Genomic DNA, 20748 nt, shown 5'->3' on the forward strand with positions numbered 1-20748 from the left:
TTTATTCGTAATGGTCGCGAACCAGACGGTCGAGTAGGCGCACCCCGAAACCTGAACCCCATGATTTATTAATCTCAGTTTGTATTGAACCCATAGCCGTGCCCGCAATATCCAGATGCGCCCATGGTGTATCCCCTACAAAGCGCTTCAAAAACTGAGCAGCAGTAATTGAGCCTGCAGCACGCCCGCCGATATTTTTCATATCTGCGAATTTTGAATCAATCAGCTTGTCGTAATCTTTGCTTAATGGAAGACGCCAGACATTTTCGCCTGAAATTTGTCCAGCCGATGCGATCTCAAGCGCCAAATCATCATCATTAGAGAAAAGCCCCGCATGATGATTGCCCAGAGCAATAATGACAGCGCCGGTCAATGTCGCAAGATTGATCATAAACTTTGGTTCAAATTCTTGATTGACATAGGTCAGTGCATCACAAAGCACCAAACGCCCTTCCGCATCGGTATTTATCACTTCGATGGTTTGGCCCGACATCGACGTAACAATATCACCAGGGCGTTGTGCATTGCCGTCTGGCATGTTTTCAACCAAGCCAAGAACACCAATGACATTGGTCTTCGCTTTGCGCGCCGCTAACGCATGCATAAGACCAATCACAGCCGCAGCACCCCCCATGTCACCCTTCATGTCTTCCATGCCACCGCCGGGTTTCAATGAAATGCCGCCCGTATCAAAAACAACACCTTTCCCAACAAAAGCAATAGGTTGGTCGCCTTTCTTACCGCCCATCCATTTCATCACAGCCATGCGCGGCGGCTTAACGGAGCCCTGAGCTACACCAAGCAGTGCACCCATTTTCATGGCGCCCATTTCTTTCTCGGTCAAAATTTCAACCTCAACCCCAAGCTTTGACAGTGCGCTTGCATGGGCTGCAAATTCTACTGGCCCAAGCACATTCGCTGGTTCATTCACAAGATCACGCGCGAGTATAACCCCGTCAACAACACCCGCTTCAAAAGTCCACAATTGAGCCGCTGCTTTTGAATTTTTTGAAACGATTGCGACGCTGATATCTTTGACCTCATCCTCATCTTTGTCTTTTGTTGTCATATATTGATCAAAACGATAGGCATTGAGCTTGATACCGCTGGCAATCGCTACAAGCTGTTCAGGCGTCATTGCTACGTTATCTGCACGCTCAAGAAACAAGGTCGCCTTGGCAAGCCCAGCTTTCAAAACCAAACCGCCAATTTTGCCCCCCAGAGCCAACCAATCATGCTCTTCCATTTCATTGGCATCACCATGACCAACAAGCATCAAACGATCCGCATTCACGCCTTCAGGCATAATCAGATCAAGAACCGATTGAGACTTTCCGGTAAACTTAGTGGAATCGGCAGCCTTATTAAACAAGCCTGCAGGAACAAGTGGCGCGGTTTTTTCACCCAGCGCTTTTTCTACACCTGTTAAACAGAGCAACAACTCCATTGTTTTCGTTGTTTCTTGTTTAAATTCAATTTGAACACCACGAGCCATATCACACCTTTGTCACGTCATAACGACATCTGATTTATAATCATCCATACATAGGCGTTAGGATTAAGGCTTGGCAAGTATCCTTCCCGCTTTAGAATCAACAGATACCGCGTAAATGCATTGCAGCAGTCAATTAGCGGTCGATTTTTCAAACATCTCGCAAAGTATTTCACTCTGATATGACGTTAACCACACTTTTATACCAAGTTTAGGGTTAAAACATCTATGCGGTACGTCTCATCATTTTAATGCCTTGTTTACGCTCTTTATTCAGGGCAAATTATCCTTAAGGATGCATAGTCAATCCATGCGACATGAAATATTGTGCGTGAATTAGTAGCTGAGCAATGTGTAAAAGGTAAAAGCTGAAACAATGAACCGCATCCAGATATATATTTTTGGACGTGCATTAAAGGCTTTCGTTCTAACCCTCGCAGTCTTAGTTGGGGTCATATGGCTGACGCAGGCTTTGGAGCAGCTGGACTTAATGACCAATAAAGGTCAAAGCTTCACTTTGTTTCTACAAATTACATGGCTTGTTCTACCTAAGTTCCTATCCTTCATCGCCCCTATCGCGGTTTTAGTAGCAACCATTTACACGCTGAATTCACTAAATAACGACTCAGAACTCGTTATTATGACTAATTCAGGAGCAAAACCTTTTTCAATTCTCAAGCCCCTGTTGGTTTTAGCATCCCTTGTCATGATTGCAGATTCAGCTGTTGCTCACTATTTCTCACCAAATTCGCGACAGCAATTGCGAGCTTTTTTTACTGAGGTCAATTCTGACCTTATCTCCAGCATTATCAAACCAGGAGAATTCGCGAATATAAACGATGGCATTACCTTCTATGTCGGTTCACGCGATGGAAATGGGATTTTTAAAGATGTGTTTGTTTCAGACAACCGCGACGAAACACAATCACTCACATATTTAGCCAACCTTGGGGCAATAACCAGGACATCAGAAGGCACCTTTTTCGTTCTCCAAAATGGTACAATTCACCGACGCCCAAAAGATCGAGATTCAATCTCAATCATTGATTACTCATCATATGCTTTTGACCTTTCAACTTTCCAGCGTGCAATACCAGATGAGTTAAAATTCAAAAAACCCTCTGAGAACTTCACTCCTTATCTGTTTAAAGTCGATCCCAAAAACGTAGCGTTTGTAAGAGCTCCTGCAAAATTTTTCGCTGAATTACATGGTCGGTTCGCAGAACCCCTGTATTCAATTTCATATGTCTTGATTGCATTTTTCTTTTTAGGGCGTGCAGAAACCACAAGACAAGGCCTTGGCTTATCTATTTTGAGTACGTTTTTGTGTGTATTTGCTTTGCGAGCTTGTGGTTTTGCAGCCCAAAGCATCGCATCAGACTATCCCGGCATTAACTTTATTCAATATGTTTTACCCATTGGAGTGATCATATTATGTACGGTCTTAATACTGCTTAATATTGAACCGCGCATCTTGCGTCGAGCCACAAGGCGCTTAGAAGACATCATGAAAAACATTAAGGAACGCTCTGTCCGTAAACAGGCCAGCAATCAGGGGGGTGTGTGATGACTGATGTGCGGTTTTCTTTACTGCGTTCATCAACGCTGAACCGATATTTTGCCTGGATGCTATTCAAAACGACGATTTATATCGTCTTATTTTGCGCAGTGCTTATTCTTTTGATCGATTTTACCGAACAGCTCCGCCGCGTTTCGGGACGGGTCGACGCTTCAGCGCTGACAATAATCGGTTTTTCTGCCTACAGGACTCCAGCAATCATCGAACAGATTTTCCCCTTCACCATTTTATTTTCGTCAATGATAACATTCTTTATGCTATCAAAAAGGCTCGAGCTTGTTGTCGCGCGTGGCGCCGGAATTTCTGTTTGGCAATTCCTATTACCTGGCATTTTTGTCGCATTCACCATTGGTATTTTTACAACAACAATTTTCAATCCTACCGTCAATTACATGAACGATCAGGCCCGCCTGATTGAGGCCGATATATTTAACCGAGACGCCAAATTGCTAACAGGCGAAACCAGTGCCGCTTGGCTGCGTAAATCTGGTCGCAGCGAAGATATTATCTTAGGTGCCGCACGTGCACTTGATAACGGAACTTACTTGATTGGTGTCACAATCATTCGCCAAAGCAGGCAAGGCAAACTCATTCAGCGTGTTGATGCAGATACCGCCAAATTAGATGACACACAATGGCTTCTAACCAATGCGACCGTAACCGGCCTAGACACTCAACGCCGGTCACTGAACAACTACGCCCTCAAACTTGATCTCACGATTGAAGAAGTCCGCGACGGTTTTTCAAAATCGGATCAACGCTCATTCTGGTCGCTGCCTGATCTTATTGAAAAAGCAAAGACCGCTGATCTACCCACTTATCGCTATAGTTTGCAGTTTAACACCTTGCTTGCACAGCCTTTTTTCTTTATTGCCATGGTGGTAATAGCCGCGACTGTATCGCTACGCTTTATACGTAGCGGAAACGTCAACGGTTTGATTGCTTCTGGCATTGCTGCGGGGTTCACTCTTTTTGTGTTACGCTCACTGGCAGAAGATTTAGGAAGTAGCGGCGTGGTGCAGCCTGTCTTAGCGGCTTGGTTGCCTACGCTATTGGCGTTGGTATTGGGGTTTACTGTGTTGTTACATCAAGAGGATGGCTAATTTGAACTGCCCGTCCCTCTCTCAATTGCTGCAAAAGCATAAACAGCGCACACCATTATTGGCTATGCGGGGATTGCGTGTGGCCGTGTCTACTGTGGGCATTCTAGTTGGACTTTCTGCAACAACCGCCCTTTCACAGAACGCTTCACCAGAACCAATAAATTTAAAGGTAGATCAAGAAGATAAGCTGATTCTTGATGCCGACACATTGGTCTTTGACAGCGATCAAAACATCATAACTGTCAAAGGTGATGTTCAGATATTCTTCAAAGACAATACCCTTGAAGCCGACCGTGTTGTTTATGATCGCAATAAGAATACTATCAATGCGATGGGCAATGTTCGCATCAAAGAAGCAACCGGCAACACCATTCGCTCAGAAAAAATAAAGTTGAGCGATGACTTTAAAACCGCCTTTGTTCAATCACTTCAAATCGATTCTATCGATAACACCTTTTTTGCAGCACGAAGTGCCGAGCGAACAGATGGCAATCGCACAGTCTTGAAGAAAGGCGTGTATAACGTATGTGCCGTTTGTCGGATCAAGCCAGGCCGCATCCCTACATGGCGCCTCAAGGCCGAAGAAGTGATTATTGATGAGGAAACTCATAAAATTTCATATGAAGACGCAACATTTGAATTTTTGGGCGTCCCGATCGCTTATTTACCAAAATTTTCTCATGCCGATCCACGCATTAAGCAGAAATCAGGATTACTTGGGCCACAGTTTGTTATCGACAGCCAGTTAGGTGTTGGTGCTGGCATTCCTTATTACCATGCGCTCAGCGAGAGCCGTGATTTAACGATAACACCTACTTACTTGAGCAGACAGGGCTTATTGGGCGATATTGAATGGCGCCAACGCCTTGCCAATGGTGCTTACAGCTTGCAACTTGCGGGTATTCGCCAAAACTCCCCAGAAGAATTTATTGGCGAGTCCGGTGATGCACGTTTCAGAGGTGGACTCAGAACAACAGGCAAATTTTCGATCAATAAAAATTGGGACACAGGTTGGGATATTCTTGCCCTGACCGATCGTACCTTTACCGATGATTACAACCGACTGACCAATCGCGTTGACCGCTTTACATCAAACGGCTTTCTAACCGGATTAAGCCGGAACAAGTTTTTCGATGCGCGCGGCTTGTTCTTTAATATTCTTGACGATGATACCGATACCAGCGGTAATTTGCAGCGCCAACAGGCAGTCGTCCTCCCCTCCATCGACTATGACGGCATCATCGAACAATCGATCGCTGGTGGTCAACTTTCTTATAGAGCCAATTTTACAAGTCTCACGCGTGAAAACGAAGACCTCAACTTCGTTAATGGCACAGGCTTTTTGGATGGTGCATCCGGCACACAAGGGCGCATATCAACAGAGCTTGAATGGAAGCGTCAGTTCATTGCACCTGGCGGGCATGTTATAACCCCTTCTTTCGCCATACGCGGTGACGCGCAAGCACATGATCAACTGGAAAACAATTTTGCAGGTCTCGAACAATCAGACCAACAGGTTCGAGGTCAAGTTACTGGTGGTTTAGAGTGGCGTTATCCTGTGCTAATCACCAGCGGCAAAACGTCTCATATAATCGAGCCTATTGCTCAGATTTTTGTAAGCCCAAGCGAATCCAAGGCAGACCAATTTCTCAACGAAGATTCTCAAAATATTATACTTGATGACACAAACATCTTTCAACGTGATCGTTTTAGTGGTTTTGATCGAGTTGAAGGTGGAACCAGAGCCAATGTCGGCTTCACGCATCAAGGACAATGGTCTAATTCACTTACAACCGATTTCCTCGTCGGTCAGTCTTTCCACCTAGCTGGAGACAACTCTTTCACCGAACAAGGTGTCGCGAGTATATACTCGATAAATGGTTTAGAAACAGATCGTTCCGATATCATAACGCGTATTGGTATTACTGCGATCGACCAATATGGATTGGTTGCTAGAGGCCAATTTGATGAAGACTTAAAAAGCGTCGCTCGCGGTGATTTCAACGCTTTTTACAATGGCAATATTTTTACCGCATCTGCCGGATATACCTTCATTAGTGACGAAATTGTTGATGATCTAGAACGTAGTTCTCAAATAAATGGCGCGGCCACTTTCAAGTTTCATAATTATTGGACTCTTTTCGGAGATGCCCGCTACGATCTGGATGATAGCCGATTTGTGGATAACCGTATTGGCTTAACCTTTGATGACGATCAACTTCGTGTTTCACTGGCCTTCTTCCAAGACTTTGACGACGAAGGCGTCAGGGATGGTGAGGGTATTGAATTTCGCGTGAATTTACGTACACTCGGTGGGTTATAAGCTAAAGTAGATTTGCCCTAAGATGGCCACATCTCAAGACTATGCAAGCATGATATTTATGACAAAATCGACGATTATGCGGATCTCAAATTTGATAAAATCATCACAAAATTGTAGTTTTACAAACAAAGAAATAAAAAATAAAACTGAGAACAAAACTAAGGTTGAGAAATGTTTTCTACCACTATGGCATCAAGAATTATGACCCAAATCAATCCAAAATTGAGCTTTCTAGCAGCTCTTGTATTCAGCATATTTGCCTTTTTATCTACTGAAACAATAGCCCAAACCAAGATAGAAGTTTCTGTCAATAATGGCGTCGTTACATCTTATCAAATCACGCAACGCTCCCGTTTTTTGCGTCTAACAGGGTTCAAAGGTGATAGTGTTGCAGCAGCGAAAAAACAGCTAATAACCGAAGAACTACAATTTCAAGAAGCCAAGCGAGTAGACATAAATATAAGCCCCGCTGCCGTAGAAGCTGCTTTTGAGCGCCTCGCAAAAGGCAATGGCGCATCAAAAAATCAATTCAGCCAAGCTTTGCGCCAAAGAGGTGTTAATCCAGATACATTAAAACAACTCATCAAAGCACGCATCACATGGCAACAATATGTAATCGCGCGTGCAAACACACCTGAAGATGAGCCTAAAAAAGCCACCGATATAACCTCTATTTTGTTTAATCGAAATGGCGACGGGCAGAACCGCAAGATTAAAGAATATACACTAGAACAATACATGTTTCTCATTAGTGCCGATGCAAGCAAAAAAGAAACTCAGCAACGCTTGAGAGAAGTAGAAGCATTTCGTCGTTCACATTCTAACTGTGAAACCGCAAGTGAAAATGCGCTCAATCTAGCTACTAGCGGCGTTGTATCAAAATCACTTGGAAGATTTACATCAGATACCCTCCCACCAAAGATGAAGGAGGATGTCAAAAGTGCCGGAGACGCACTTTTTACTACACCAAAAAGGCGCAAGATTGGCATCGAAGTCATGGCAATTTGTAAAACCCGTGAAATCGTTGACAGCTCTGCTACCGGTGATTTGAGTGTTGACAATGTGGGCAAGTTGGACTCCAAAGAACTTGAAGAAAAGTCCAAGGAGTGGATGGCTGAATTACGAGACACCGCTAATATTCGCAACCGCTAATATGACTACTTCCTTTCTCAGCACATCTATGAACACGCAACGATGACAAGCCTGCAAGATCCCTCTCCAATTCTTTTGGTGACACTTGGCGAGCCTGGCAGCATCGGACCGGAGTTGATACTCAAGGTATGGCAAGAAAGACAAACAAACGGTGTTCCGCCCTTTGTTTATGTGGCTAATCAGGACTTTATCGAAAAGCGTGCAACAGCGCTTGGACTTACTGTGCCGACCTGTGATTGGCATAATGTAAGTGGAACACAACAACTCAATCAAATCTTCAACGATACCCTACCCGTTATCAATCTGAACCATACAATTCATGATGAAATTGGCACTGCAGACCCCAAAAACGGCCCTGCAGTGATTGAAGCAATTGAAACGGCTGTTCGCTTGATCCATCAAGGACATGCTGATGGATTGATAACAGCCCCGATTAACAAAAAATCACTTTACAATGCAGGGTTCGCGCATCCAGGACATACCGAATTTTTAGGCAAGCTCGCCAACCAATGGGGCGGCGGCCCTCATCGAGCCGTTATGATGCTGGCCGGCCCAGAATTGCGCACAGTTCCAGCAACATTGCACATTCCCCTTAAAGATGTTCCTGAGGCATTAGATGGTGATGCGCTTATTGATCTAATTCAAATTACAAGCCACGAATTGAAACATCGCTTTGGCATTGAAAAACCACGCATCGTAGTAACGGGTCTTAATCCGCATGCTGGTGAAGAAGGCTCAATGGGGCATGAAGATGACGCCATCATTCGCCCTGCTATTGAGGCCGCACAATCGCAAGGTATTGTTGTCAGCGGCCCTCACCCAGCCGATACCCTGTTTTATCGTGAAAGGCGCACAACTTATGATGCAGCCATTGCCATGTATCACGATCAAGCCCTCCTGCCCGTCAAAACGATTGCCTTCGATGAAACGGTCAATATCACACTAGGGCTTCCCTTCATCCGCACGTCGCCAGATCACGGCACAGCCCTTGATATTGCCGGCCAAGGGGTTGCCCGGCCTAACAGCATGCTAGCTGCCCTCAAAATGGCAAATGAAATGGCGCGCAACGCTGCCATCAACGCAACCATGAACCAATGAGCAACCAATGAGCGCCATAGATAACCTCCCCCCGCTACGCGAGGTATTAGAGCGCCATGACCTTGTTCCTAAAAAGTCATTGGGCCAGAATTTCATTCTTGATCTCAATCTTACAAGCCGCATTGCCCATTCGGCGGGCAATCTCAAAGATTGCCATGTGATTGAAGTCGGACCCGGTCCTGGAGGGCTTTCACGCGCGATCTTAGCGGCAGGCGCGCGCCATCTCACTGTGATCGAAAGAGATCACCGTTGCATTGAGGCGTTAAAAGATATTCAAAGCCACTATCCAGACCGGCTGACCATCAAAGAAGAAGATGCCCTTAATGTCGATTATCATTCGCTGATAGAAAAAGGCGAACAAGTAAAGCTACTCGCCAATTTGCCTTATAATGTCGCAACCCCATTGCTGATTGGCTGGTTGAAAAGCGACCCATGGCCACCGTGGTTTGAATCCATGACGCTTATGTTTCAGCGTGAAGTAGCAGAACGCATTATTGCAAAGCCTACTGATAAACAATACGGACGGCTTGGTGTTTTGGCAGGATGGCGCACCTATGCAAACATTATGTTCGATATTCCCCCGCAGGCCTTCACACCACCCCCAAAAGTAACATCAAGCGTTGTGCATTTCTCACCAGTCGCCAAACCTTTAGCAACCAGTGCTGATTTATTAGAGCGGATCACAGCCGCAGCCTTCCAGCAGCGTCGTAAAATGATGCGAGCAAGTTTAAAAAACCACTTTTCAGATCCCGTAGCTGTTTTAGAAGCAGCAGGCATAGAACCGACTGCGCGCGCAGAAACGCTTTCAATCGAAAACTTTGTAGCCCTTGCCAATGCTATGGATGCTCAATAAGCCATCAGTTCAATATGAGCTCTGGCCCCATAACTATGTTTGGCAACCAGGTTGATATGATTGGTATATAAGTGACCATTATCAAGAAAACGAACATGATCGCGAGGAAAGGCAACGATGCCCTAACCACGGCCATCATCGACATGCCAGCCACCCCAGATGTAACAAAGAGGTTCAACCCAACAGGCGGCGTAATCATGCCAATCTCCATATTAACAACCATGATGATGCCAAGATGAATTGGATCGATACCAAGCTCTATTGCTATCGGAAACACCAAAGGCGCGACAATGATAAGTAAACCTGACGGCTCCATAAATTGACCGCCGATCAACAAGATCACATTAACAATGACCAAAAACATGATTGGTCCAAAGCCAATGGCTAACATGGCCGCAGTGATGTGCTGTGGAATTTGCTCTTCCGTAATAACATGTTTCAAAATAAGAGCATTTGCAATTACGAACATCAAAGTGATGACAAGCTTACCTGCAGTAAACAGGGTATCCACGGTATCTTTGTGCCAAAACGCAGTCAATAAAGCTTGCGGGCGTTGTAACAAAGAGTATTTCTCCCCTGTTTCCTTATTCGCCAATGGCCCCATATCTCGATAGATAAAAACAGCAACAAGGAAAGCATAGACAGAGGCAACAGCGGCAGCTTCTGTTGGTGTGAAAATCGCACCTGTGACACCAGGAATACCGTAAATGCCAATCATAATAATCACGATCAACAGCAGCCCCCAAGACGCATCCGCACCGGCAACGACGACCTCTTTCCAGCCTTTCCACTCACCAATAGGCATGCCGCGAATGCGCGCAATCACATAGATACCCAGCATCAACATGAAACCAGCAAGAAGACCCGGGATCACGCCCGCCAAGAACATCCGACCAACAGAAACATCAACGGCTGCGGCATAAACCACCATGACAATGGAGGGCGGGATCAAAATACCCAAAGTGCCAGCATTGGCGATAACGCCCGCTGCAAAGTCTTTGGTATAGCCAACCTGGCGCATAGCAGCGATCACGATTGTACCAATTGCGACCACAGTCGCAGGTGAAGAACCAGACAAAGCGGCAAAAATCATGCAGGCCAGAACGCCGGCAATTGCAAGACCGCCGCGAAAGTGTCCAACCAGAGCGATAGAAAACCGTATGATCCTCTGTGCTACACCGCCAGTGGACATAAAAGACGAGGCAAGAATAAAGAACGGGATTGCAAGCAGTGTTGCATGGCCTTCGAAAGCCTCAAAAAGCGTCGCAGCAATAGAGGCTGTAGAACTATCCGAATACCATAGAAGAAAGACAATAGATGAAAAACCGAGAGAAACAGCTATTGGAACGCCGATCATCATCAAAGCGATAATAAGAGAAAAAAGGATAAAGAGTTCCATTGATCTAACCCTCCGATTTCTTGAGGGTTTCAGCAGCTTCAGCCACTTCTTCTTCGGCTTCGTGGCTAACAATCAACATTTCTTGCTGACCTTTGTAAACACGAATGAAGGCCTGAACAAACCTGAAGAGCAACAAAGCCATGGAAAGTGGCATCACTATATAAGGGACGACCTTTGGCATTTTTTCATATTCATCGCCATCGTTGAAAACATCTTCCAGCCATTCCATAAAGAAAGGCACCGGAATGTCTTGTGTTTCATACCAACCTTGGGGGCGATAATTTTCTGAGAATCCTGTGGGGAACCAGCGACCATCAGTCGGCGCTAGATTGGCGAAAGGCGCCCAATAATCCCACGATCCTTTGAGAAGGATAAAAGCATACATAATACAAACAGCAGCAACAATCAGACCTAAAATGCGTCTGGTTGGAGAAGCAAATCGATTGATAAGTGCATCAACCCCAAGATGGGCTGTTTTTTTCACAGCATAGCTTGCACCAAAGAGCACGAGCCAAGCAAACAGAAAGACTGTAAGTTCTAACGCATAAAAAATATTAGAATTGAAAACATACCGAGCAACCACATTGGAAAACGTCATGATTGTCATGATGCCAAGAATGATGGCGATCGACGTCTCCTCAATCTTATTGAAAAAAGACGACGGCGATGGATTATAACTCATCTGACTTATCCTATGAAGTGATGGCTCCTATGAAGTAACAGCGGCCCCGAAAAATTCGGAGCCGCCAGAAGCGTTATAAATGTCTACTTAGTAGACGCATTAATCGCTTGAATGGCTTCAATCGTATCAGTGCCGACGTCACCTTCAAATTGCTTCCACACAGGTTTCATTGCTGTAACCCACTCTTCACGTTGTGCTGCTGTTAGTGGGCGAACAATGCCACCAGCGGCAATAACAGCTTGTTTTGCTTCTTCATTTACAAGAGTTGATTCTTTATTCCGTGTGTTTGTAACTTCATTTAGGATTGTGACGAATTGATCACGAACTTCTGGCTTCAAGCCATCCAAAAAGTCGACTGACGTCACAACGAGATAGTCAATGATGCCATGACCAGACTCTGTCACACCATCTTGTACTTCAAAGAACTTCTTACCAAAAATGTTTGACCAAGTGTTTTCTTGACCATCCACAACACCCTGCTGGAGAGCACCATAAACTTCAGAAAACGCCATTTTCTGCGGTGATCCACCGATCGCTGCCATTGTTGCGGCCAGCACGTCTGATGACTGAACGCGGAATTTCAAACCTTTAGCATCTGACGGCGAAACAAGCGGCTTATTAGCAGAAATCTGTTTCATGCCATTGTGCCAATATCCTAGACCTTGAAGACCACGTTTTTGCATTGAGTCAAGCAAAGCTTGGCCTTTATCAGAAGCTTGAAAGGCATCCACTGCATTGATGTTTTTAAACATGAATGGCAGATCGAAAATACGGAATTTCTTTGTGAATTTTTCGAATTTAGACAACGAAGGCGCAGCCAAGTGAACGTCACCGTTCAGCAAAGCTTCAAGCACTTTATTATCATTATAAAGCGTTGAGTTTGGAAAAACCTCCATACAGGCTTTACCATTCATCTCGTCATTCACACGCTGCTGGAGCAAGCTTGCAGCAATACCTTTAGGGTGTTTATCAGTGTTGGTAACATGACTGAATTTGATAACTGTCTCACCAGGATCACAGGCTGCAAGTGCGCCAGTGGCTGTCATTGACATTAGTCCAACGGCCAAAGCCGCTATTTTAAATTTACGCATTATATCCTCCCAGGACGTATTTAATTTGTGCCTTTTTTAAGGTGGCAGCTCCTTAGCAGTAATAATAATCGCATTTTACATGCAAGGGCCACATTATAATCGTGACTTAGTATTTCATATAAATGGCCTCGATGGGTGGATATGGTAACATTGCACGCAAAAAGATGGGTGAAATAAGAAACACTCAATATATGCGGTTACTATTTACTGTCTGGCTTAGTGTAAGCTGAGCGATCAAGATCGTATTTTTGCATTTTCTCATAGAGCGATTTTCTTGATAATCCCAGCGATTCATAGGTGTTTTTTAAAACACCATTATGAGCATATAGCTCAGCGCTGATTACTGATTTTTCATAGGCTGCCACACGCTCTGAGAGGCGCCCTCCATCTTTATTATTACTAGTAATGCCTTCGTTCTGTGACGCTAGACCCAAAGCAAACTGATCGGCGACATTTCTCAGTTGCCGTACATTGCCGGGCCATTGCCTATTGGCCATATCAATCAGAATATCTGCAGGAATTTCAGGAAATTGTCTTCGATAGCGACGGGCAGATTCATTGGCTAGTTGAATAAACAAACGTGGAATATCATCACGCCTCTCTTCAAGGTTAGGAATCTTCAATGTCATACCATTTAAGCGATAATATAAATCTTCCCGAAAGCGATTTTCTTTAACCTCATTCTCCAAATTCAATTTGCTGGAAGCAATGAATCTCACATCGAGTTCTATTGGAATATTAGAACCAAGACGTGTGATTTTACGCTCTTCAAACACCCGTAAAAGTTTTACCTGTAGTTCTTTGGGCATACTTTCAATTTCATCCAGAAAGACTGTCCCACCACGTGCATGTTCAAATTTTCCATAGCGCTCACGCATCGCACCAGGAAATGCACCCACCTCATGACCAAAGAGCTCGCTTTCAATTTGGTCAACCGACATCGCACCACAATTCAGCGCAACAAATGGGCGATTTGCCCGTGGGCTCAGCGCATGGATCGCGCGAGCGGCAACATCTTTGCCTGATCCTGTCTCTCCAACGATTAAAACATCTGTTTCCGTTGGAGCAACAGCGCGAATAGCTTTCCGCATCGCGACCATAACATCTGTACGCCCCGCCAAACGAACCTCAAGCTCATCGCGCTTCGTTAGATTAGACCGTAACTCTCTATTTTCCAGCGTAAGCCGCCGCTTATCAATGGCACGTCTGACAACCTCAGTCAGATGGTCTGGCGCATAAGGCTTTTCAATAAAATCATAAGCCCCCTTGCGCATAGCCTCAACTGCCATTTGCACATCGCCATGCCCCGTCACCAAAACAACCGGCAACTCGAAATCTATATCGAGGACATGTTGTAAAAACTCAAAACCATCCATATCCGGCATACGAATATCAGACACGATAATGCCATTAAACTGTCGGTTTATTTGCTCTAATGCTGTCTTTGCAGAATCAAAGCAAGCAACAGTAATATCCGCAAGTTCAAAGGTTTGCTCCGCCGCATAGCGCAAGTGCTCTTCATCATCGACAAAGATTACATTCAATTTGTCCATCGCATGTTTCATTCTGCAGCTTTTTGTATAGACGTTACACCCTCAAGTGATATGGCAAAAACTGCGCCACCATCACTATGATTATAAGCACTGAGTGTCCCACCAAAATCTTGAATGATATTATAGGAAATTGACAGCCCTAGCCCCACGCCCTCATTTATCTTTTTAGTTGTAAAAAATGGGTCAAAAATTTTATCAATGATTTTATCATCTATTCCATGCCCGTGATCACGCACTCGAATTTCAACTCTGCCAACATCTTCATGGACCGAGACAATAACAACAGGCTGCAAGGTTTCGTGCATTGCATCCAGTGCATTATTCACCAGATTGACCATGACCTGCTGCAATCTGACCTGCCCGCCCTGCACCATCAAAGCACCATTAAAAGGCTCTAATTGCAATTGTGCATTGGCTTCTTTAATGCGTGCACTCATAATTTGATCAACTGACCGGAATACTTCGGACAATTCAACAACATCAATTTTTTGCTGCGGCTTGCGAGCGAAATTCCTCAAATGCTGACCCAACTCAGCCATCCGATCAACCATCTGCGAGATGTGCTCAATATTCGTCGCCGCTTTATTTATATTATCACGCTGTAAATATTTGCGCGCATTGTCTGCATATGACTTAACCGCAGACAATGGCTGGTTTAGTTCATGAGATAAGGACGCAGACATTTGACCCAATGCAGCAAGTTTGCCCGCTTGGATTAATTCATTTTGAGTAGTGCGCAGCCTATTCTCGGTTTGCGTCCGCTCTTTCACTTCTCGCGTTAGTTTTCTATTCGTCAGATTAAGCTCATATGTACGCTCAGCCACCCTACTCTCTAGCTCTTCTTGTGTCCGTTTTTGCAACTCAATGTTCTTAATCAAATGAGCCCGGCGTTGAATGATCGCAGCCGCAATCATGAGACATAATGACAAGAACAAAAAGGCGATGGCTAACGTTATATATGTCTGAGTTGTTGCACTACTCCTTGGCGCCAATACATGAAGTGTCCAACCCGCAGATGCAATCGCCTGCCTGCTTTCCAGATAAGAATCCGCCTCTTCTCCCTCACCTATGGTCGTGAGCCTGAATTCATCTGATGCTGATGAAACAGTATTTATGTCCATTTGCGCAAGCTGGTTTATTGGAAACTGCTTGGTCCTCTCGATTTCAAGCAAACTTTGTTCACTCAGTGGGTGCAGAGATTTAAACCGCCATTTTGGTTCGCTCGCCATAAAAATCACACCGTTTTTATCAGAAACGAAAATCTTTCGATCCGTCCCTCCCCAGTTCTCTTCAAATGAATCTACGCCGATTTTGACAGCTATAACGCCCAAGATTTCATCATTTACAACTATCGGAGCTGCAAAATAATATCCACGTTTCAAGGACGTTGTACCGAGCGCATAAAACTGTGCTGGTTTGCCACTAAAGGCTTCATAAAAATAAGGACGGTAATTAAAATCTTTACCAATGAAGGATGCATCTGAGTCAAAATTACTGGAAGAAATTGTAACTGCATTTTTATCCAGCACATAAATATCGGAAGCACCTAGGTTTTTAGCGATTTTCTTGAGTTCTAGATTAACATGATTGACATGTGTCTGATCTCCATTGGATGCCAACAACCATTTCATATCTGTTTTATCAGCAAGCAAAACAGGCAATGGCTCAAATCGCTTTAATGCACCACTCAAACCAGAAGCAACCAATCTTATGGTGCTATCGTTTTGTACAGCTAATTCGCGTAGAAAATGCCGTTCAACAAATCCAAACGACAAAAACAAACCAATGATAATGAGTGATAAGCCACTTATGAATATTACAATGGATTTTTGAAAGTTCTTCATAAGCATACTTGTGGTTGATACATCAGATCATCAAAATTCTAGTTTCAATCATTCACCGAAGCCACTGGTTTTTTTGCCGCTCTCATACCGGCGCGAATAATTGCCACAACAGTAATAATCGTCAAAGCCCAGAAAAACCAAGTGATAGGCCCCCTAAACAAGATTGTTGGTGAACTACCAGACATCAGCATCGCCTGCCTGAAATTATCTTCCAACAAGGGGCCGATGATAAAAGCAATTAAAAATGGTGCAGCGGGAATGTCGTTACGCATCATGATGAACCCAACAATGCCCATGGCGAACATAACGCCCACATCAAAGATGTTGTTGTTGACCGCAAAAACCCCATAAACACACAGCACCAGCACAGCAGGAAAAAGCACCCCGCGCGGTACATCTGCAACAAATTTAAACCCACGAATGGCAACCGAGCCAAATAAGAATAAAAACACGGAGCTAACAATCAAACCCATGAAAAGCCCGTAGATAATATCAACATTCAAAACAAACATCATCGGACCGGGTTGAAGGCCGTGGATCATAAAAGCGCCAATGATAATAGCTGTGATAACATCTCCCGGCACGCCAAGCGCGAGAAGCGGAATAAGAGTTGCGCCCGCAACGCCATTGTTGCCGGCCTCAGATGCTGCAACACCTTCAATCTCGCCTTTACCAAAGTTGTCTTTATTGGGCGAACGTCGTCGCGCTTCGCTGTATGACAAAAAAGCCGAGGGAGCGGCACCTATGCCGGGAATGCTACCCAAGAAAACCCCGATAAAACTGCCACGAACAATCGACTTAAAGCATCTCATATATTCAGAAAAAGTCACCCAATTGCCACCCAATTGCCTCGCTTTTCCCTCATTTTCTTTCGGGTTCCAGACCATCGACAAAATCTCAGGAATAGCAAAGAGGCCAATAAGCACGGCGATGAAATTCAAGCCGCCCATCATGTTAGGGTTTTCAAAGGTAAACCGATTGGTGCCATAAACTAAATCAAGACCGATAGTGGCAAGCAGTAGGCCCAAAAGCGCCGACAATGCCCCACGCAACAAACTGTTGCCTGACACGCCCGCAATAATTGTTAAAGAAAACAGGATGAGTGTAAAAAACTCAGGCGGACCAAAGCTAAGCGCAAAAGACGCAAGCCAACCCGCAAAAAAGATCAATGCAAGGTTTGATATCAAATCAGCCGTACAAGAGGCCCACAAAGCCATGCCAAGCGCCTTACCTGCCTGCCCCTTCTCCGCCATAGGATAACCGTCCAGCACGGTAGCACTGGAAGCTGGAGTCCCAGGCGTTTTAATTAAAATTGCAGGAATAGAACCACCAAAAATGCCGCCCTTATAAACCCCCAACAAGAGCAGGATACCGGTGATAGGCGACATCGCAAAAGTAAACGGCAAAGTCAGCGCAACAGCCATGGTTGCCGACATACCAGGTATCGCTCCACCAATAACACCAATCACAATACCGCCTGCAAGTGCCGCAAAGCTCTCAACATTTGAAATAAGCGAGAGGCCCGCTTGTATATTGTCTATAAAACTCATGGAAGTCTGACCAGTTCACCTTGCGGAATACCAACACCTGCAACATGCGCAAAAAAGGCATAAAGCACCAAAGGAATAATGATAGCGCTAATAACTGTAGCCTTGGGATGTGTTGTACGCACAAGAAAAGAAACAGAAACAAAAGCGAGCATTGACGCCCACACCATGCCAAGCCATGGCAACGCAAGCACGTATAAAATCATGATAACGCCCATGATTGAAAGACGCTTATAACCACCTGTAGCAATCACTTCATCATCTTCATTATCACCAGTAGCACTCGGCATTGCACGCCGTGACATGGCGACCATCCCTAATCCTATAAGCATTGTTACTAACGCCAACGCATAGGGCCAGAACAAGGGCGAGAGAATAATATTAGAAACATTACTAGGCGATGCCACCCATCGAGGAATTGCGATAAAGATTAAAAACAAGGATGCAGCAATCGTCGCAATACCCATGATCGCTTGTGCTCGGTTATCCCGCATATCGTTCCCCAAAAAGACCACGCCAGCCGCTTATGACTGGCGTGGTATATTAGCTGTATATTAGCCTTCGATACGCATACCGAGATCATCAACCAACTTACGGAAAACAGTAAACTGGTCTTGGATAAATGCATTAGCTTCTTTTGGATCCATCAACCGAATAACAGAACCACGTGCTTCCATTTTTTCACGGAAACCAGCATCAGCTGTTGCTTCAGCCATCCACTTGCCCCACTTATCGGCAACATCATCAGAAATGTCGTCAGGGCCTGCAATGCCAGTCCAGCCAACGAGCTTCTGCAAGTTAGGTTTGCCAAGCTCAACAGATGTAGGCGCATCAAAGCCTTTAACGCGCTCAGCTGTTGTTACCATCAATGGCTTGAGTTGATTGTTAGCGATAAAACCCGCGACAGCCGATGAATTTGTGCAAAGGAACGTGGCCGTGCCATTTAAAACAGCTGTTGCTGCTGCACCACCACCCTTAAGCGGAATGTGTGTTGCAGATTTCAAGGGCTGCTCAATACCAAATTCTTTCAAGACCATTGCACCAGCAAGGTGGAGAAGTGACCCAACACCTGATGAAGAGTAGCTCACACCACCCGCTTTCACTTTAGCGACCAAGTCATCCATTGAGTTGATGTCTGAGTCAGCTTTAACGGCACAGGCGACTGGATTGATTTCATAAACCGTCACAAAACGAAAATCTTCAAGCGTATAAGGCAAGGTTGCCTTCATCGCCGGATTAACAGAGTGCGAACCAACGCGTGCGAAAAGCATTTTATAGCCGTCGTTCTTTGCGTTTTGTACGGTTACAGAACCTGTTGCCCCTCCAGCACCAGTCACATTCGCCATGATGAGTGGTTTACCGACAGCCTTACCAAGTGGTTCCGCAATCGTGCGGGCAGAAATATCTGTCGCTCCACCTGCGCCATAAGGAATAACCATTGCGATAGGCCGTTCTGGATAGTCACCAGCAAATGATGATGTTGCCGTTAATCCAAGGGCTAACGCACCCAATAGTCCAAGTTTCTTAAATTTCATTTTGTCCTCCCAAACATTAGTTAACCTTACGTTTTATATACATCTTCACCGAAAATGAGACGATGATAAAATCATATTAGTATCACAGTCTATTATTGAGCATATTACAACAAAAGATACAGCTCATTACATTTTTTCTGAATTCTAATGGGCTTCATCATAAATGTTAATACGCTACATGAAACATGATGCTAGCGCATGTATACTCAGTAAACCCCTGTTATTGATACAATTTATGAGTTCATGCACCCAGCCTATCTTAACCCATTGCCAGATCCAGAAATAATTTTCCAATAGCGCAAGCTCTACACATTGTTTTTTCTATTTACTGTTGACGGACGTCAGTAAACTATGCGTGACTGATAAAATTATTACCTGCTAACGATTTATCCTAAGGAGATACAAATGAGAAAAATACTATTTGGCAGCGTCATGGCTTTATCAATGATAGGCTTGAATTCTCAAACACTAGCAGAAACATTCGTTACAATCGGCACTGGCGGACAAACCGGCGTTTATTATCAAGTTGGTGGTGCAATTTGTCGCCTTGTGAACCGTGGCACCAAAGATCATGACATCAAGTGCACTCACACAACAGGTGGTTCTGTTGCTAATATCAATGGTATCCGCGCCGGTGATCTAGACTTGGGTGTTGCTCAGTCTGACTGGCAGTTCCATGCTTACAATGGCACGGCACCTGACAAATTTCCAGATGGAAAATTCGAAGAGCTCCGCGCCGTATTCTCTGTACACCCAGAACCATTTACGGTTGTAGCAAGAGCAGACTCTGGTATTGAAAAATTCGAAGACCTTGTTGGAAAACGTGTCAATATCGGCAATCCCGGTTCTGGCGCACGGGCAACATTTGAAGTTGTCATGAAGGAAATGGGTTGGACAAACGAAAGCTTCACACTTGCAGCTGAACTTAAATCGTCAGAACAAGCCGCTGCCCTTTGCGACAATAAAGTGGACGCGATTGTGTTCACCGTTGGCCATCCCGCAGGCACGATTAAAGAGGCAACCACCTCTTGTGAATCCAAGTTGATCAATGTCAACAACGATAAAATCAAAGCACTGGCCGGAGGCGCAGACTTTTATGCCATGGCGACCATTCCAGCTGGTCTTTACACAGGCACGCCGGATGCAATTGAAACATTTGGTGTTGGTGCCACTTTTGTTGCTTCCAGCAAAACATCACCAGATGTCGTGTATCAAATGACAAAAGCTGTCTTCGATAATTTTAATCGCTTCAAGAAAATGCACCCTGCATTTAATAACCTTGAAGAAGCTAATATGATCACGAACAACCTTTCAGCTCCACTGCACGAAGGTGCTTTGCGCTATTATAAAGAGCGCGGCTGGAAATAAATTTATACTGTTGAAATGTGGTTGGCGCGCATAGGTCGCGCCAACCAATTTAATAATTAAACACTATTAAGACCCCTTCTGATTAACGCGAAGGCAATGAGCTTTTTAATCAGTTAATCCAAATTTCCT

The 20748-nt window shown here is 44.7% G+C and carries 16 protein-coding genes; 7 read left to right on the plus strand and 9 right to left on the minus strand.

The window, feature by feature from the left end; translation table 11 throughout:
* Position 1: 1 nt before the first annotated feature.
* Positions 2 to 1495, minus strand: coding sequence for a leucyl aminopeptidase (locus tag ABJ081_10775; protein MEP6357152.1), 1494 nt, complete (start codon positions 1493 to 1495; stop codon positions 2 to 4).
* A 373-nt stretch (positions 1496 to 1868) separates the two neighbouring features.
* Between ABJ081_10775 and lptF the strand changes: the two genes are divergently transcribed.
* The 6 genes from lptF to rsmA all read left to right on the plus strand — a co-directional run bounded on the left by lptF (position 1869) and on the right by rsmA (position 9600).
* Positions 1869 to 3059 (plus strand): LPS export ABC transporter permease LptF, encoded by a 1191-nt coding sequence (gene lptF, locus ABJ081_10780; protein MEP6357153.1) that lies wholly within the window; start codon positions 1869 to 1871, stop codon positions 3057 to 3059.
* The gene (lptG, locus tag ABJ081_10785; protein ID MEP6357154.1) at positions 3059 to 4174 is read left to right on the plus strand and encodes an LPS export ABC transporter permease LptG; all 1116 of its coding nucleotides are present in this window, start codon (positions 3059 to 3061) and stop codon (positions 4172 to 4174) included. The genes lptF and lptG overlap by 1 nt, the downstream gene beginning before the upstream one ends.
* A gap of 1 nt (position 4175) precedes the next feature.
* On the plus strand, positions 4176 to 6497 hold the full coding sequence (locus ABJ081_10790; GenBank protein MEP6357155.1) for an LPS-assembly protein LptD: 2322 nt from the start codon (positions 4176 to 4178) through the stop codon (positions 6495 to 6497).
* A gap of 171 nt (positions 6498 to 6668) precedes the next feature.
* Positions 6669 to 7649: a SurA N-terminal domain-containing protein gene (locus tag ABJ081_10795; protein ID MEP6357156.1), complete on the plus strand. Its 981-nt coding sequence runs from the start codon at positions 6669 to 6671 to the stop codon at positions 7647 to 7649.
* Positions 7650 to 7691: 42 nt separating this feature from the next.
* Complete coding sequence (gene pdxA, locus ABJ081_10800; protein MEP6357157.1) at positions 7692 to 8747, plus strand: 4-hydroxythreonine-4-phosphate dehydrogenase PdxA; 1056 nt, start codon at positions 7692 to 7694, stop codon at positions 8745 to 8747.
* Between the two features lie 7 nt (positions 8748 to 8754).
* The gene (gene rsmA, locus ABJ081_10805) at positions 8755 to 9600 is read left to right on the plus strand and encodes a 16S rRNA (adenine(1518)-N(6)/adenine(1519)-N(6))-dimethyltransferase RsmA (GenBank protein ID MEP6357158.1); all 846 of its coding nucleotides are present in this window, start codon (positions 8755 to 8757) and stop codon (positions 9598 to 9600) included.
* 4 nt (positions 9601 to 9604) lie between these two features.
* Here the strand turns inward: rsmA and ABJ081_10810 are convergent, their stop codons facing one another.
* From ABJ081_10810 to ABJ081_10845, 8 genes are all read right to left on the minus strand, one after another.
* Positions 9605 to 10999, minus strand: a complete 1395-nt coding sequence (locus tag ABJ081_10810; GenBank protein MEP6357159.1) for a TRAP transporter large permease — start codon at positions 10997 to 10999, stop codon at positions 9605 to 9607.
* Between the two features lie 4 nt (positions 11000 to 11003).
* Positions 11004 to 11681, minus strand: a complete 678-nt coding sequence (locus ABJ081_10815) for a TRAP transporter small permease (GenBank protein MEP6357160.1) — start codon at positions 11679 to 11681, stop codon at positions 11004 to 11006.
* A gap of 83 nt (positions 11682 to 11764) precedes the next feature.
* On the minus strand, positions 11765 to 12772 hold the full coding sequence (locus ABJ081_10820; GenBank protein ID MEP6357161.1) for a DctP family TRAP transporter solute-binding subunit: 1008 nt from the start codon (positions 12770 to 12772) through the stop codon (positions 11765 to 11767).
* 200 nt (positions 12773 to 12972) lie between these two features.
* A complete protein-coding gene (locus ABJ081_10825) occupies positions 12973 to 14325 on the minus strand; it encodes a sigma-54 dependent transcriptional regulator (GenBank protein ID MEP6357162.1) in 1353 nt (450 codons plus the stop codon).
* An 8-nt stretch (positions 14326 to 14333) separates the two neighbouring features.
* A complete protein-coding gene (locus tag ABJ081_10830) occupies positions 14334 to 16169 on the minus strand; it encodes an ATP-binding protein (protein MEP6357163.1) in 1836 nt (611 codons plus the stop codon).
* A gap of 44 nt (positions 16170 to 16213) precedes the next feature.
* The gene (locus ABJ081_10835) at positions 16214 to 17719 is read right to left on the minus strand and encodes a tripartite tricarboxylate transporter permease (GenBank protein ID MEP6357164.1); all 1506 of its coding nucleotides are present in this window, start codon (positions 17717 to 17719) and stop codon (positions 16214 to 16216) included.
* A complete protein-coding gene (locus ABJ081_10840) occupies positions 17716 to 18210 on the minus strand; it encodes a tripartite tricarboxylate transporter TctB family protein (protein ID MEP6357165.1) in 495 nt (164 codons plus the stop codon). The genes ABJ081_10835 and ABJ081_10840 overlap by 4 nt, the downstream gene beginning before the upstream one ends.
* A 60-nt stretch (positions 18211 to 18270) precedes the next feature.
* Positions 18271 to 19251: a tripartite tricarboxylate transporter substrate binding protein gene (locus ABJ081_10845; GenBank protein MEP6357166.1), complete on the minus strand. Its 981-nt coding sequence runs from the start codon at positions 19249 to 19251 to the stop codon at positions 18271 to 18273.
* Positions 19252 to 19656: 405 nt separating this feature from the next.
* Between ABJ081_10845 and ABJ081_10850 the strand changes: the two genes are divergently transcribed.
* The gene (locus ABJ081_10850; protein ID MEP6357167.1) at positions 19657 to 20619 is read left to right on the plus strand and encodes a TAXI family TRAP transporter solute-binding subunit; all 963 of its coding nucleotides are present in this window, start codon (positions 19657 to 19659) and stop codon (positions 20617 to 20619) included.
* Positions 20620 to 20748 lie beyond the last annotated feature (129 nt).

It is taken from the genome of Hyphomicrobiales bacterium, assembly GCA_039989895.1.
Taxonomy (GTDB): domain Bacteria; phylum Pseudomonadota; class Alphaproteobacteria; order Rhizobiales; family JACESI01; genus JACESI01.